This window comes from Streptomyces sp. Ag109_O5-10, assembly GCF_900105755.1.
GTDB lineage: Bacteria > Actinomycetota > Actinomycetes > Streptomycetales > Streptomycetaceae > Streptomyces.
Window position 1 is genome coordinate 5,681,740 of sequence record NZ_FNTQ01000001.1, and the last position, 14,657, is coordinate 5,696,396.

13 protein-coding genes are annotated in these 14,657 nt (G+C 73.5%); 5 read left to right on the forward strand and 8 right to left on the reverse strand.

Annotated elements, in window-relative coordinates:
• Positions 1-16: 16 nt before the first annotated feature.
• Positions 17-934 (reverse strand): ABC transporter permease, encoded by a 918-nt coding sequence (locus tag BLW82_RS26030; protein ID WP_093502260.1) that lies wholly within the window; start codon positions 932-934, stop codon positions 17-19.
• A gap of 364 nt (positions 935-1,298) precedes the next feature.
• On the opposite strand from BLW82_RS26030, the gene BLW82_RS26035 reads away from it, so the two are divergent.
• The 3 genes from BLW82_RS26035 to BLW82_RS26045 all read left to right on the forward strand — a co-directional run bounded on the left by BLW82_RS26035 (position 1,299) and on the right by BLW82_RS26045 (position 3,368).
• Positions 1,299-1,925 carry a TetR/AcrR family transcriptional regulator gene (locus tag BLW82_RS26035; RefSeq protein ID WP_093502262.1) on the forward strand — a complete coding sequence of 209 codons (627 nt, stop codon included), beginning with the start codon at positions 1,299-1,301 and terminating at the stop codon, positions 1,923-1,925.
• Positions 1,926-2,005: 80 nt separating this feature from the next.
• Positions 2,006-2,383, forward strand: coding sequence for a DoxX family protein (locus tag BLW82_RS26040; protein WP_093502264.1), 378 nt, complete (start codon positions 2,006-2,008; stop codon positions 2,381-2,383).
• 58 nt (positions 2,384-2,441) lie between these two features.
• Positions 2,442-3,368 (forward strand): RNA polymerase sigma-70 factor, encoded by a 927-nt coding sequence (locus BLW82_RS26045; RefSeq protein WP_093502266.1) that lies wholly within the window; start codon positions 2,442-2,444, stop codon positions 3,366-3,368.
• Positions 3,369-3,375: 7 nt separating this feature from the next.
• Here the strand turns inward: BLW82_RS26045 and BLW82_RS26050 are convergent, their stop codons facing one another.
• Genes BLW82_RS26050 through BLW82_RS26060 form a run of 3 tightly spaced genes read right to left on the reverse strand, consistent with a single transcriptional unit; the run spans position 3,376 to position 6,597 of the window.
• Positions 3,376-4,323 carry an ADP-ribosylglycohydrolase family protein gene (locus BLW82_RS26050; protein WP_093502268.1) on the reverse strand — a complete coding sequence of 316 codons (948 nt, stop codon included), beginning with the start codon at positions 4,321-4,323 and terminating at the stop codon, positions 3,376-3,378.
• Positions 4,324-4,342: 19 nt separating this feature from the next.
• On the reverse strand, positions 4,343-5,323 hold the full coding sequence (galE, locus tag BLW82_RS26055) for a UDP-glucose 4-epimerase GalE (RefSeq protein WP_093502270.1): 981 nt from the start codon (positions 5,321-5,323) through the stop codon (positions 4,343-4,345).
• 56 nt (positions 5,324-5,379) lie between these two features.
• Positions 5,380-6,597: a glycosyltransferase family 87 protein gene (locus BLW82_RS26060; RefSeq protein ID WP_256216231.1), complete on the reverse strand. Its 1,218-nt coding sequence runs from the start codon at positions 6,595-6,597 to the stop codon at positions 5,380-5,382.
• Positions 6,598-6,952: 355 nt separating this feature from the next.
• Between BLW82_RS26060 and BLW82_RS26065 the strand changes: the two genes are divergently transcribed.
• Entirely contained in the window at positions 6,953-8,563 is a 1,611-nt protein-coding gene (locus BLW82_RS26065; protein WP_371131404.1) for a glycosyltransferase family 39 protein, read from the forward strand.
• Here the strand turns inward: BLW82_RS26065 and BLW82_RS26070 are convergent.
• Entirely contained in the window at positions 8,560-9,057 is a 498-nt protein-coding gene (locus BLW82_RS26070) for a MarR family winged helix-turn-helix transcriptional regulator (protein ID WP_093502274.1), read from the reverse strand. The two genes, BLW82_RS26065 and BLW82_RS26070, sit on opposite strands and share 4 nt — an antisense overlap.
• A gap of 135 nt (positions 9,058-9,192) precedes the next feature.
• On the opposite strand from BLW82_RS26070, the gene BLW82_RS26075 reads away from it, so the two are divergent.
• On the forward strand, positions 9,193-9,609 hold the full coding sequence (locus BLW82_RS26075; protein WP_093502276.1) for an organic hydroperoxide resistance protein: 417 nt from the start codon (positions 9,193-9,195) through the stop codon (positions 9,607-9,609).
• On the opposite strand, the gene BLW82_RS26080 is transcribed toward BLW82_RS26075, so the two are convergent.
• The 3 genes from BLW82_RS26080 to BLW82_RS26090 form a co-directional block, all read right to left on the reverse strand.
• The gene (locus tag BLW82_RS26080; protein ID WP_093502278.1) at positions 9,599-11,068 is read right to left on the reverse strand and encodes a hypothetical protein; all 1,470 of its coding nucleotides are present in this window, start codon (positions 11,066-11,068) and stop codon (positions 9,599-9,601) included. The two genes, BLW82_RS26075 and BLW82_RS26080, sit on opposite strands and share 11 nt — an antisense overlap.
• A 72-nt stretch (positions 11,069-11,140) precedes the next feature.
• Complete coding sequence (locus BLW82_RS26085) at positions 11,141-12,451, reverse strand: hypothetical protein (RefSeq protein ID WP_093502280.1); 1,311 nt, start codon at positions 12,449-12,451, stop codon at positions 11,141-11,143.
• Positions 12,448-14,655 (reverse strand): bifunctional glycosyltransferase/CDP-glycerol:glycerophosphate glycerophosphotransferase, encoded by a 2,208-nt coding sequence (locus BLW82_RS26090; RefSeq protein WP_093502282.1) that lies wholly within the window; start codon positions 14,653-14,655, stop codon positions 12,448-12,450. Before BLW82_RS26090 ends, BLW82_RS26085 begins: the two co-directional genes overlap by 4 nt.
• Positions 14,656-14,657 lie beyond the last annotated feature (2 nt).

Consider the following 14,657-nt stretch of genomic DNA (forward strand, 5'->3'; position numbering starts at 1 on the left):
GGTGTCGCTCGCGTTCTCAGCCACGGCCGTACGTCTCCTCAGCCTTCCAGAAGTAGATGAAGCCGCCGACGCCGGCGACGAGGGCCCAGCCGGTCGCGAGGACCCAGACGTGGGGCGGAAGCTGGTGCGCGTGGAAGCTGTCGATCAGGGCGTAGCGCATGAGGTCGATGTAGACCGCGGCCGGCTGCGCCTTGAGTACCGGGTTCACCCAGCTCGGCAGGCCGCTGTGCTGGCCGGTCAGCTTGTCGATGTTCCACATGACGCCGGAGACGTACATCCAGGTGCGCAGCACGAACGGCATCAGCTGGGCGATGTCCGGGGTCTTGGCGCCCCACCGGGCCATGATCATCGCCACGCCGGCGTTGAAGCTGAACTGCAGGATCAGCGCCGGGATCGCCAGCAGCCAGGAGGCGGCCAGCGGCACGCCGAAGCAGAGCAGGATGACGACCAGGGCGGCCATGGAGAACAGCAACTGCTGGAGCTGCTGGATGCAGAAGGAGATCGGCAGCGCGGCCCGCGGGAAGTGCAGGGCCCGGACGAGGCCGAGGTTGCCGGAGATCGCGCGCGTGCCGACCATGATCGAGCTCTGCGTGAACGTCCAGATGAACACGCCCGTGACCAGGAACGGGATGTAGTCCGGCACGCCCTTCTTGGTGTGCAGCAGGACACCGAAGATGAAGTAGTACACCGCCGCGTTCAGCAGCGGGGTCATGACCTGCCAGACCTGCCCGAGCTTCGCCTGGGCGTACTGGGCGGTGAGCTTGGCGGTGGCGAAAGCGGTGATGAAGTGGCGCCGCTCCCACAGCTGGCGGATGTACGCCGGCAGGGAGGGGCGGGCGCCGCTGACCGAGAGGCCGTGCCGGGCGGCGAGCGCCGCGAGGTCGTCCTCGGCCGTGACCGGAGTCGGGGGCGGTGTGTGGAGAACCTGGGTCACATCCGCTGCTTTCTCACTCGGGGGGTGGGGGTGCTGCGGCGTCCGGCTGATCGCCCGGCCCCGTCACCCGGCGTTCACTTACGCTTTTCTTCACGTTTTCTTACGTCGGGACGGGACCGTTTCGTCGCAACGGGAGCGTAGGCCGAGTTGGCGTCGGAACGCAACCGTTTCGTCGTCACGGAGACGTGTGCGCCGTGACACTCCCGAGGTCGGGCCGCGACCGATTCGTTGTGGAGGGCGGACCGGAGCGGTGTTCGATACGGCGGTGAGCTGGGTGTCGTTCAGCAGGAGCGGTTGCGGCGATCGGGTGGTGAGAGCCGTCGGAACGCAACCGTTTCGTCGTTACGCCCCTATGCTGTGAGGCATGACGACGAACGCCGAGGAGTCCCAGACGCGTCCGCGCCGACGAGCCCCCGCCGGGGCGGCCGTCCTCCGCGAGGACGTGACCGAGGCCATCCGGGCCGCCGTCTTCGAGGAACTCGCGGCGGTCGGGTACGCCCGGATGTCCATCGAGGGCATCGCGCGCCGCGCCGGCGTCGGCAAGACCGCCGTCTACCGCCGCTGGCGCTCCAAGCTGCACCTGGTCCTCGACGTCGTCTCCGCCCTCGCCGTGCTGGGCCTGCCGGTGCCCGACACCGGCTCCCTGGAGGGCGACCTGCGGCTGCTGTACGAGGTCACCTCCCGTGCGCTGCGCCACCCGGTCGCCTCCCAGATCATCCCCGACCTGCAGGCCGAGGCGGCCCGCAACCCCGACATCGCCGAGGCCATGCAGAAGACGCTGCGCGAGGGCCAGGAGGGCGTCGCCAGCAAGATCATCGAGGCGGCGCAGCGGCGTGGTGAACTCGCCGAGGGCATCGACGACGACCTTGCGATGGACCTGATCTCCGGTCCGTTGTACTGGCGCTCGGTGGTGATCCGCACCCCCAAGCTGCCGAAGGGGTACCTGGCGGCGCTGGCCCGCGGGACCACGGAGGCGCTCAAGGCGCTGTGACCACTCGGACCGGGGATGTCACAGGCCGCGCGGCCGTCTCGTCGTAGAGGGCGCAGGCATCCTCGAACAGGGAGTGGACGATGAACCTCGCGCTGTGGATCACCGCCGGGCTGCTCGCCGCGGTGGCACTGGCCGGCGGGATCAGCAAGACGTTCGTGCCGAGGGAGAAGCTGGCCGCGGCGCACGGGGGCGGCTGGACCGGTGACGTCGGCGACGGTTTCGTACGGACGCTGGGCGTCCTCGAGCTGCTGGCCGCGGCGGGCCTGGTCGTGCCCGCCGTCACCGGCGTCGCGCCGGTACTGGTGCCGGTGACCGCCACGTCCTGGGTCCTGCTGATGACCGGTGCGATGATCACCCACGGCCGGCGCGGGGAGCGGGCGTTCGTGGCGCTGAACCTCTTCTATCTGATCCTCGCGCTGGTCGTCGCGGTGGGCCGGTTCGGCCCGGGCTCCTTCTGAACGTCCGGAACTTCTGGCACTTTCGACGGGACATGGGCATGGGCATGGGGGAGTGGACATGAAGTCCAGGACCGAGGAGTTCCAGGAACTGCGGCCGCTGCTGTTCTCGATCGCGTACCGGCTGCTGGGCAGCGTCGTCGAGGCCGAGGACGCCGTCCAGGAGGCCTGGCTGCGCTTCGCCGGCTCACCGGCGGAGATCAGGTCGCCGAAGGCCTTCCTGTCGGCCGCCGTGACCCGGATCTCGATCGACGTACTGCGCTCGGCCCGGGTCCGCCGCGAGGAGTACGTCGGACCCTGGTTCCCCGAGCCGCTGCTCGCCGACCCCTACGAGGACCCGGTCAGGTCGGCGGAGCTGGCCGACTCGGTGTCGATGGCGGCCCTGCTGCTCCTGGAACGGCTCAGCCCCCTGGAGCGCGCGGTCTTCGTCCTGCGCGAGGTGTTCGACTTCGGCTTCCCCGAGGTCGCGTCGGCGGTGGGCCGCTCGGAGTCGGCCTGCCGCCAGCTGGCGGTGCGGGCCCGGCGCCACATGGCCGAGGGCCGCCCCCGCTTCGAGGCGGACCGCAGGGAACGCGAGGAACTGGCCGCGCGCTTCTTCGCGGCCCTCCACGAGGGCGATGTGGCCGCCCTCCAGGACCTGCTCGCCGCCGACGTGTCGCTGGTCGGCGACGGCGGCGGCAAGGCCCCGCAGCTGGCCCGCGCGGTCCTGGGCGCCCAGAACGTGGCCCGGCTCCTCGCCGCCGTCTTCCCGGCGCTGGCCCGCATCGAGGTCACCGCCGAGCGGCACGAGGTCAACGGCCAGCCCGGCGCGATCCTCCGCGACCGCCAGGGCAGGGTCCTCCAGACCTTCTCCCTCGACATCCTCGACGGCCACATCCAGGCCGTCCGCCTGGTCCTCAACCCCGACAAACTCGCCCACGTGGGCCCGGTGGCCGACGTCTGGGCCGTCTCCGAGGAACTCAAACGGGCCCGCAGGACGGTGGAGTGACGGGGCCTCAGGACCCGAGGCGGCGGGCCAGTGCCGACAGGTCCGCCGTCCGCAGCACCCGGTCGCCGAACCCGGGCAGCGGCACGTGCAGGATGTCCGTCCACCGCTCCGGTACGGCCCCGACGCCGTGGACGGCACCGGCCAGGGCGCCGGTGACCGCCGCGACGGTGTCCGTGTCGCCGCCCAGGTCGACGGCTGCCCGGACGGCTTCCTCGTAGGAGGAGGTGGTCCGCAGCGCCCACACCGCGGAGCCGAGGCAGGGCCACACGGCGCCGTTGAACTCGGTCGCGAGGTCGGGGTGCCAGCCGGGGTCGAGGACGATGGCGTACCTGTCACGGTGACCGGGATGGACCGCATCCAGCGATTCCGGAACGGCGGTCAGCGGGTCGTCTCCGGACAGGGCGATCCGCAGCAACTCGTGCAGGATGGCGGTGCCCTCCCAGGCGGCCCGGTCCCCGTGGGTGAGCGCCGCCAGCCGGCGGCCGGCGTCCATGGTGCCGTCCCGGCCCAGGGCCGCGAAGTACACCCCGGACGTCGCGGCACGCATCAACGCTCCGTTGCCCGCGGCGCGCCGGCTGGTCTGGAAGTGCAGGGCGGCGGCGAGGTCCCACGGGTCTCCGCTGCCGAGCACGGCCTCGGTCTGCAGCCCGATGTCCTTCGGCTCGGCCGCCGCCCACCGCTGGAACCGCCCGAAGACGTCCGGGAGTTCGAGCCCGCCCCGTTCCACCAGGGACTCCCCGACCAGCACGGCCATCTGCGTGTCGTCGGTCGCCTCGCCGGGCTCCCACCCGCCGCCCCCGCACATCTCGCCACCGTGACCTTCCCCCGGGAACCGCGCGGAGAAGGCCCCCTCGGGGCCGAACTCGAAGGGAGCGCCCAGGGCGTCGCCGACGGCGGAACCGATGACGGCGCCCAGGACACGGTCGAGGCGGGAGGGGCGGGTCAGGCGGGGCATCCCCGCAGGGTACGCGGGCTCAGCCCCGGCCCGCCTCCGGATGCAGGCGCAGCCAGCCGGACCAGGCTGAGGTGATCATGTCGTGGACGTCGTGTTTGGCCTTCCAGCCGAGTTCGGTGGTGATGCGGTCGGCGGAGGCGACGACGCGGGCCGGGTCGCCGGGGCGGCGGGCGGTGACGGCCGGGGGGAGGTCGTAGCCGGTGACGGTGCTGATGCGGTCGATCATCTCGCGGACCGAGACGCCCTCGCCGCGCCCGATGTTGAGGGTGAGAGTGCGGCCCGGCTCGGCCTGGAGGGCGCGGGCCGCGGCCACGTGGGCCTCGGCGAGGTCCACCACGTGGATGTAGTCGCGGACGCAGGTGCCGTCCGGGGTCGCGTAGTCGTCGCCGAAGATGCGCGGCGGGGCGTTCTCCGTGAGCTTCTCGAAGACCATCGGGACCAGGTTGTAGACGCCGACGTCGGCGAGTTCCGGGCGGGCCGCGCCGGCCACGTTGAAGTAGCGGAGCGAGGCCGTGGCCAGGCCGGTGGCCCGGCCCGTCGCGCGGACCAGCCACTCGCCCGCCAGCTTCGTCTCGCCGTACGGCGACATCGGCACGCACGGCGTCTCCTCTGTCACCAGCTCGACGTCCGGCATGCCGTAGACCGCCGCGGAGGAGGAGAACACGAAGGACGGGACCCGGGCCTCCGTCACGGCCTGCAGCAGGACGCGCAGGCCTTCGACGTTCTCGTGGTAGTAGTGCAGCGGACGGTCCACCGACTCGCCGACCTGCTTCTTCGCCGCCAGGTGCACGACCCCGGTGACCTCGTGCTCGGCCAGGACCCGCGCGACCTTCTCACCGTCGAGCGTGGAGCCCGTCACCAGCGGCACGTCCTCCGGCAGGCGCTCGGCGATGCCGGTGGACAGGTCGTCGTACACCACCGTCCGCTCGCCCGCCTCCGCCATCGCGCGTACGACATGCGCCCCGATGTAACCGGCGCCGCCGGTGATCAGCCAGGTCATGTGCGGCCGTCCCCTCCGTGAGTTGGCCCGTGGTGTTTCGTCCGCCCGCGTTTTGGTCAGCCGCGGTCACTCCTCAGTGAACCAGGTGCCGCCGACATGCGCGGACGGGCGTACTGACGCACCGCGGTCATGCGGACACCCGACGTGTCCTCGCGGCGGCGGGTGGCGCGCCACAGCCGGGTCAGGGAGAGCACGGCGGCGGTGGCCAGCAGGCCGTTGCGGGCCAGCATCAGCAGGCAGCCGGTCCAGGTGCAGTGGACCACCTCGGCGTAGTACGCGGGGTAGGCGACGGCACTCAGCGCGGTCGCCGCCAGGACCAGCGCGGCGACCGGCCGCTGGGTGGTGTGCCGCGAGGTCAGGCAGACGGCGGCCAGGCCCACCAGCCAGATCATGTACTGCGGGCTGATCACCCGGCTGGTGACGGTGAAGAGGAGAACGGCGCTCAGTGCCGCGTCGTAGGGGGTGGCCGGCGTCCAGTGCCGGGCCCGGATCCGCCACAGCAGCAGCAGCGCGAAGGCGGCCGCGGTGAGCGCGAGGGACGCGGTCGCGACCGCGCGCACGTGCGGGCCGACCAGCTCGATGGCGCCGTACTGGTAGCGGGTGGTGCCCCGCCAGCCCGCGTGCCGCGCGAGGCTCAGCGCGGTCCCGCCGAGCGACTCGACCTGCACGCCCCGGCCGCCCTGCTGGCGGAGGAACGCGAGCGGGTTGCGGAACGACACCACGAAGACCGCCAGGGTCACGGTTCCGGTCAAGGCCGCGGTCAGCCACGCCCTGCGGGTCGGGCGTCCGCGCTCCAGGCCGAGCAGCACCAGTGCCGGCCACACCTTCACCAGCGCGCCCAGTGCCGCGAGCGCACCGCACGCGCGCGTGGAGCGCTCCAGCGCCAGCAGGGAGAGCACGGCGAAGGCGGTGACCTCCACGTCGTAGCGGGCCAGCGGAAGGTGCAGCAGCAGCGGCAGGCCGCCGGTCCACAGGGCCGCGCCGAGCAGGGTGCGGCCGGGGCGCCGGCCCGCGCGGGCCAGTGCCGCCGTGACCAGGGCGTCGGTGGCCAGGGTGAGCGCCACGAACGCCTGGAAGTAGCTCAGTTCCGGCACCAGCCCCGGCGCCAGCAGCACCGCGCCGGCACCCGGCGGGTACTGCCACAGCGTGTCGTGCGCCGGGAACGCGCCGTGCGACAGCACGCCGTACCAGTGGAAGTAGAGCCGCCACACTTCGCGCGCGACCGATCCGTGTCCCAGGCGTCGCTCGTTGTTGTGGGCGAGGAGCCACAGCATCAGCGCGCGCGTGGTGGCCCAGGCGACGGCGAGGCGGAGGAGCGGCGGGACGCGGCGCGGGGGGAGCCGGGGGGAGAGACGCGAGGCGCCGGACGGGCGGCGCAGACGCGGGAGTCGAACAGAAGAGGCGAACAAGACGCGCGGAAGCGGAGTGCACGGGTGGCGATTCATCGACCGCGAGCGTAAGCCGCGCGGATGGTGTATCCATGCCGATACGCCGTCATTACCCGGCAAAGGTTGGCTAATCGCAAAAGATCGGGCCGTGGTGAGTATCGGGCCTCTCGTAAAAGCACATCCGCGAACGACACGAACGGAAGACGACAGCCGGCCGGCTCCACGGAGTCGGCCGCGCCCGTTGGGCGGCCCGCCCCGGTGGCCGCGGGCCGCCCGGTTCCTCGCCGTGGCCGTCCCGGCCGCGGTGATGCTCGCCGTCGGGTTCTGGGGGCTGCACCGCGGCGGCATGTGGCGCGACGAGGCCGTCACCTACCAGGTCGCCCGGCGTACGGTGCCGCAGATCTGGCGGCTGCTGCACGAGGTCGACGCCGTGCACGGTCTGTACTACCTGCTGATGCACGTCGTCCTCGCCGCCGACCCCGGCCACCCCGGCGAGGTCGTCCTGCGGCTGCCCTCGGTGTGCGCGGCGGCCGGCACCGCGGCCCTGGTCGCCGCCCTCGGCATGCGCCTGGCCCGGCCGCGCGTCGGCCTGTGGGCCGGGCTGCTGTATGCGGTCACCCCGCTGGTCGGCCACTATGCGCAGGAGGGCCGCTCGTACGCTTTGGTCGCCGCGGGGGCCACCGGCGCCACGCTGCTCCTCGTCCGGGCGGTGCGGGAGGAGGGGCGGCGGCTGTGGTGGTGGTACGGCGCCGTGCTCGTACTCACCTGCTGGCTGCACGAGTTCGCCGTCCTGCTGCTGCTCGCGCACGCGGGAACCCTGGCGCTGGCCCGTTCGTCGGGAAGGGTGTGGCGCAGGTGGGGCTGCGCGGCCGGGGGCGTGGCGCTGTCGCTGCTGCCGATGGTCGTGGTCTCGCGCGGGCAGTCGGCCCAGGTGGCCTGGTTGCGGGAGCCGGACGTGGAGACCGCCCAGGAGTTGCTGCGCCAGTACCTCGGACCGACCGACGGGGTGTACTGGGCGTGCCTCGCGCTCGGGCTGCTGGGGCTGACGCGGCTGGTGGGCCGGCGCGGCGAGGTGACCCTCGCGGCGGTCGCGCTGCCCCTCGCGGTGCTGCCGCCGGTGGCACTGATGCTGGCCTCGCAGCTCACCCCGCTGTACGTCGACCGGTACGTGCTGTACGCGCTGGCCGGGGCGCCGTTGCTGGTGGCGCTCGGCGCGGACCAGGTCGCCCGGGTGCTGGGCCGGCTCTGGTCCCACGGCGCGCAGACGGCGCCCAGGTCGCCCGCGCTCACCCTGGCCGGGGTCCTGGCGGTGCTGCTCGCCTTCACCCACCAGGTGCCGCTGCTGCGGGCGGACCGGGTGCCGGGCACCCGTCCCGACGACCTCGGGGCGGTCGCGGCGGCCGTGGCCCGTGTGCTGCGGCCCGGCGACCCCGTGCTGTTCCTGCCGGCCCACGCGCGGGGGGCGGAGCTCGCCTATCCCGCCGACTTCAGGTCCACGAAGGACGTCGCCCTGGCCGAGCCGGGGCCGCGGTCGGGGACGTTGTACGGGCGTGAGGTGGGGGTGGGGACACTGCGGCGGCGGTTGGCAGGGGTGGACGAGGTGTGGGCGGTGATGGAGAAGTACGCGCTGGTGAGCGGGTACCGGCCGCGGCTCGCGACGGAGCGGGCCAAGTGGGCCGTGCTGAACCAGGAGTTCGTGCTGCGGCAGGAAATGGTGATCGACCGGATCGCGCTGCGGCTGTATGTGCGGCCGATTCGGGCGGGTTCGGAGGAGTCCGCAGTGCAGACCGGCGGGGACTGGTCGCGCCCACGCGGCGGCAGCCGCACAGCGGCAACAGCCCCGCGCCCCTAAAGGGGCGCCTCCGCGGCCGCCGCGTCCAGGGTCCCCGTCAGCTGGTCCAGGCGCTCCTTCAGGTCCCGGATCTCCTCCACGTCGAAGCCCGTCGCCGCCACGATCCGCCGCGGCACCTCCAGTGCCCGTTCGCGCAGCGCGGCGCCCTCCTCGGTCAGGCGCACCTCCACCGAGCGTTCGTCGCGCGTGCTGCGTTCGCGGCGCACCAGGCCCGCCGCCTCCAGGCGCTTGAGCAGCGGGGACAGCGTGCCGGAGTCCAGGCGCAGGTGCTCGCCGAGCTTCTTGACCGGGAGGTCGCCCTGTTCCCACAGCACCAGCATCACCAGGTACTGCGGGTAGGTGAGCCCGAGGTCCTTGAGGATCACGCGGTAGACACCGTTGAAGGCGCGGGACGCCGCGTGCAGGGAGAAGCAGATCTGGCGGTCCAGGCGGAGCCACTCCGCCTCGGGGGCGGGGCTCGGGGCGGAGCCGGGGAGCGGGGTCGTCGCGGTCATGGCTCAAGCGTAGCGCTTGCGAGTCATTTAGTTGTGGGCAATTGAATTGTGTGCTCTACTTGTGGTCGTCAGGGCGGCGGGAACGGGAGCCGCCGGACTCCGATACTTCGAGCACTTCGAGAGGGATGGTCTTCGATGGACGCCATCTACACCGCAGCCGCCACCGCCACCGGCCGGGAAGGACGGGCGGTCAGCTCGGACGGCCAGCTGGACCTCGCGCTGGCGTTCCCGCCCGCGCTGGGCGGCAACGGCCAGGGCACCAACCCCGAGCAGCTCTTCGCCGCCGGTTACGCCGCCTGCTTCGCCAGCGCCCTCGGCGCCATCGGCCGCCAGGCCAAGGTCGACACCGGCGAGATCTCCGTCACCGCCGAGGTCGGCATCGGCAAGGACGAGTCCGACGGCGGCTTCGCGCTCAAGGTCACCCTGCGCGTCGAGCTTCCCGAGGCGCTCGCCAACGAGACCGGCGAGAAGCTGGTCCACCAGGCCCACGACTTCTGCCCCTACTCCAAGGCCACCAAGGGCAACATCCCGGTCGAGCTCGTCATCGAGTAACCGATCGGGTGACCAGCGGTACCGGGGACGTGTCCCCCGTCCGGGTGAGCCGCGCGAGCACCTCCCCGGTTCGCCGGCTCCAGTCCACGACCACCGCCCCCGCGGGCAGCCGCTCCTGCCGCGTCAGCAGCAGCCAGCGCACCCGAGGGCGGTGGTCGTGGCCGTCGGTCAGCGCGATGCCGTACCCGGGGAGCAGCCGCACGGCGTAGTAGGCGTCCGTGACCACCGGTTCGCCCGGCCCGATGTGCCGGGCCGCCCAGTCGTACGACGGCCAGCGCGGCGGTTGCGCGAAGCCGACCGGGTCCACCGAGCGCGGTACGACCGCCCCGGCCTGCGCGGCCACGAACCCCAGGCAGACCCCGCCGGCCGCGGCCCAGCCCAGCACCCGCCGCCACCGGCACCAGGGTCGCTCCGCCGCCAGCTCCTGGGCGAGCGCGCACTGCGGCGCCAGCAGCACGAGCCCGAGCAGCCCGGCGAGCCGACCGCACACCAGCACCAGGCATTCCAGGGCGAACAGCAGCACGAGAGGGTCACGCCAGGCCGCGGGCCCCACCGCCCCCCGCTGCACCGGGCTGCCCGCCCGCCGGGCCCGCAGCCACAGCGCCGGGATCCCGAGCAGGGCCAGCCAGCACTGGCCGGCCCACTCGCCCAGGCCGGCATAGGGCCCGTACGCCGACGGCGGCGGCACGCGCGCGTGCGTCCCGAAGGCGAGCACGGCCGTCGCCACCGTGCACAGCAGCGCCCACCGCTCCCACACCGCGGCCCGCCACCCCCGCTGCCACCCCGTCACGAACGCCAGCGCCCCGGCCGCCGCGCCCACCCCGGTCACCGGGTCGACCAGCGTCACCGTCCCGTACAGCAGGCCGAGCGCCGCGTATCCGGACAGGCTGCGCAGGCCGCTCGGGCCGACGTAGCGCACCCGGCGCAGATCGCGGGCGCGGGCACCGGTCAGGGCCCAGGCCCAGAGGGTCAGGCCGAGGGCGAACGCGGACGGGTAGCCGAGGCTGCCGGTCAGCGGCAGCAGGGCCAGTGAGCCCCCGCCCCACGCCGGCCGCGTGCCCCACAGCACGGACACGAAGCCCAGCGCCAGCACCGGCGCCCAGGGGCGCGGGGTGAGGACGCGCACCAGCCGGCCGAGGCCCGTCAGCAGGACCAGCAGATTGAGCGGGCCGCACACCCGCAGCAGTTGCCACCCCGTCAGCCCGGTCAGCCGGGCGAGCGCGGCCTGGGCGAGTACGTAGGGGGAGGCGGCGGTGTCCGTCAGGCCGGCCAGCAGCCGGACCACCGCCGCCGCGTGCAGCCCGGCCTCGCAGCACGGCGGCACCCGCCAGTACGCCAGGGTCATCAGCAGCCAGAACAGCAGGCCGAAGACCTGGTAGGGGGTGAGCCTGCGGACGCGGCCGCCGCGCAGGGCGGTGGAGCCGGGCGTGGCGCGCCGGAGCAGGGCGCCGGTGCTCACCGGCGGAAACGGACGGGACGGACCATTTGCCAAGTGTTCCCGTCCGCCCCGGCCGCGCTGCCGTCCATCACCTCATCGAGTGACGCCGACCGCCCTGGGCGCCCCCTGTACGGGAACCGGCACCGGCCTGCGCACCAGCGGTTCGAGGAGCAGCGGCACGCCCACCACCGGCAGCAGCCACGCCAGTACGATCATCCGGTCGCCGAAGACGGTGATGTCGGGGTGTCCGGCCTGGGTGAGGATCCCGGTCCCGGCGGCCGCCAGCAGGAAGACGCCGAAGGCGGGCCGCCGCCGCGCTCCCCACGCCCCGGCCGCCAGCAGGGCCAGGAACAGCGGCTCCGTCAGCTGCCGCCGCAGCCACTCGACCCAGAAGCCGAACTCCAGATGGAGGAACTCCGGCCACGGGTGGACCCGGTCCGGGTGGGTGTAGTGGCCGGTCAGGAGGTCCTGCACGCTCTCCGCCTCGGAGGGGTAGCGCAGCAACCGGGCCAGGAGCAGGGTGGCCGCCACCGCCCCGCACCCCACCACCGCGATTGCGGCCACCCCACGCCCGGGACTCCGCCCGCTACCGGGACTTCGTCCGCCGCCGGGACGCGGCCCGTGCCGGCGGCGTCGCCACAACGCGACCACCGCCGCGGCCCCGGCCAGGCACGCGCCGAGGAAGAGCGCCTGCGAGTGCTTCACGGCGACCAGCGCGAGCAACGCGCCCGCCACCGGCACCGTCCCCGCCCGGCCCGTCAGGACCCGCGCGCACCCCCACAGCGCCGTCAGGGTCAGGGCCAGCATCAGGCCCTCCGTCATCGGCCGCATCGCGGTCGTGCCGACCGGCAGGACGTAGTACAGGACCTGCCCGGTCAGCGCGAGCGGCACCGGCACGGACACCGTCCGCAGCACCAGGAAGACCAGCACCCCGCCCGCGCCCGCGACCAGCACACTCGCCAGCCACACCCCCCAGGTCACCCCGAACACGGTGACGAACGGCACCAGGAACACCGGGTACCCGGGCCGCACCTCGAAGATCCGCCGCAGCCGGGGGGCCACGAACGGCACGACGTGCCCGTCCGTCTGCGCGCCCCCGGCCCGCAACCGCCGCTCCACCCGCCGTAGTTCACCGGCCCGGCACTCCGCGAACACCCGGCCCGCCGGACTCGGTGCGCGGAAGCGCAGCACGTCCACGCGCCGCGCGCGCTCCGCCGCCGACGCCTTGCCGGCGCACACCCAGTCCACCGTCCGGACCGCCGCCTCCCGCTGGCCCGCCCCGGCCAGGGTCAGCGCGTACGACACGTAGTTCTTGGAGTCCGGCGTGTCCCGGCCGGTGACGTCGGCGAGTTGCAGCAGGGCGAAGACGGCGGCCAGCACCAGCACCCAGGTGCGCGGTCTCACGTCGACGCCAGCAGGTCACGCGCCCCGGCCGGACCGGGCACCCGGCCGGGCGGATCCGGCATCGCCTCGCCGAGCAGCAGCGTCCGTACGACCCGTTCGGCGGCCCGGCCGTCGTCGAACTCGCAGAACCGGGACCGGAAATCGGCCCGCAGCCGCGCCGACTCCTCGTCCCGCCAGCCGCCCGAGGCGAACAGCCACGCCAGCTCCCGGTAGGTGCGCGAGACATGGCCCGGCGCCTCGGCGGTGATGTCGAGATAGGCGCCCCGGCTCGCGGTGTACGTCGGCCAGTCGTCGGCGTGCACCACGATCGGACGGTCCAGGTTGGCGTAGTCGAACATGATCGAGGAGTAGTCGGTGACCAGGGCGTCCGAGGCCAGCATGACCTCCTCGGCGTGCGGTTCGCCGGTGGCGTCGACCACGACGCCGCGCCGGTGCAGTTCGGCCAGGCCCAGCCCGCGCGCCGGACCGGTCGCGAGGGCCGGATGCAGGCGGACCACCAGCGTGTGCCCCTCCCCGAGGTCGGCGGCGAACCGGGCCAGGTCGATCCGGTCGACGTGACCGCCCCGTACGTAGTCGCGGCGGGTCGGCGCGTAGAGCACCACGGTGTGGCCGGCCGGAATGCCGTGCCGGGCCCGGAAGTCCGTCGGGCCGCCGGTGACCAGCACGTCGTTGCGCGGGCTGCCGGTGCGGGCCGACGCGAAGTGGCAGGGGTAGGCCCGCTCCCACACCAGCTCCGAGTGGCGGTTGGCGACCAGGCTGTGGTCCCAGCGGTCGGCCCGGCGCAGCATCTGCGGCACGTCGAAACCGAGCCGGGCGCCGGGCTTGCCCAGCAGGTCGGCGCCCAGGTACTTGAGCGGGGTGCCCCGGTGGGTGTGGACGTGCACGCTGCCGGGCCGTTTCACCAGCGCGCCGGGCCAGTTGACGTCGTTGACGAAGAACTTCGCGCGGGCGGTCAGCCGCAGGTACTCCGGGGAGTCCAGCAGTACGTGGTCCACGCCGGCCGGCAGCTCCGCCGCGACCTCCGCGTCCCGCACCACCCAGACGCCGCGCAGCCGCGGGGCGATCACCCGGGCCGCCCGGTACACCGCCGCCGGGTCGCCGCGCAGCCCCTGGTGCGAGGCCGCCGAGTACAGGACCAGGTCCTCGTCCAACGGGCGTCGGCCGCGGAGCGAGGTCAGCGCGCGCCGGGCCCCGGCCCCCGCCGCCCGCCGCACCCGCAGCGCCTGCCCGCCGCCCGCCCGTTTGGCCCGCCCGGCCTGCTCCCGCAGCCGGTACGACGTGTACGACCCCGCCAGCACGTCAAGGTCACCGAGGTCACCGGGCTCGGCCCCCTCCGGCCGGAACGCCCGGTACAGCTCCGCCGTCCGCCGGAAGAACTCGGCCCTGGCGGCGGGCGGCAGGCGGTCCGGTTTGGCGAGGATGTCCAGGCAGTGCTCGCTCATCCTCCGGTGCAGGCGGGGCCGCCAGCCGGCCAGTTCGGGGTGGGCGTCGACAAAGGCGAAGACCCGTTTGTACTGGTCGTGGACGTCGAAGTGCTTGCGGCTGGTGGTGGAGAGGATGCTGCCCTGCCGTCGCTGCCGGTAGTTGACGCAGATCCGGTCGAGGGTGGCGATCCGGCCCGCGCTGAGCATGACCGGGAAGGTCCAGGGGGTGTCCTCGTAGTAGCCGGGCGGGAACCGGAAGCCGTTCTCCTCGACGAAGCCGCGCCGGTAGGCCTTGTTCCACACCACCATCAACAGGTCGAGGATCTCCGGGCGTTCGGCCGCCGTGAAGACGCCGTCGGTGGCACTCAGCACCTCCGCCAGGGCGTTGCGCCGGGTCCCGCCCCACCAGTAGGTGCGGGCGTAGTCGAAGACCAGCACGTCCGGGTCGCCGGTCTCCGCCAGCCGGTCGGCGACCGCGTGCAGCGCCCCCGGCGTGAGGGTGTCGTCGCTGTCCAGGAAGAGGAGGAAGTCACCGGTGGCGTACGGGATTCCGGCGTTGCGGGCGCGGCCGAGGCCGACGTTCTCCGGCAGGTGCAGGACCCTCACGCGCGGGTCGCGGGCCGCGTACTCGTCGAGGATCGCGCCGCTGCCGTCCGGGGAGCGGTCGTCGACGGCGATCACCTCGATGTCGTGGAGGGACTGCTCCAGGACCGAGTCGAGGCACTCGCGGAGGAAGCCCTGCACCTTGAAACAGGGGATGATCACACTGAGTCGGGGCACGG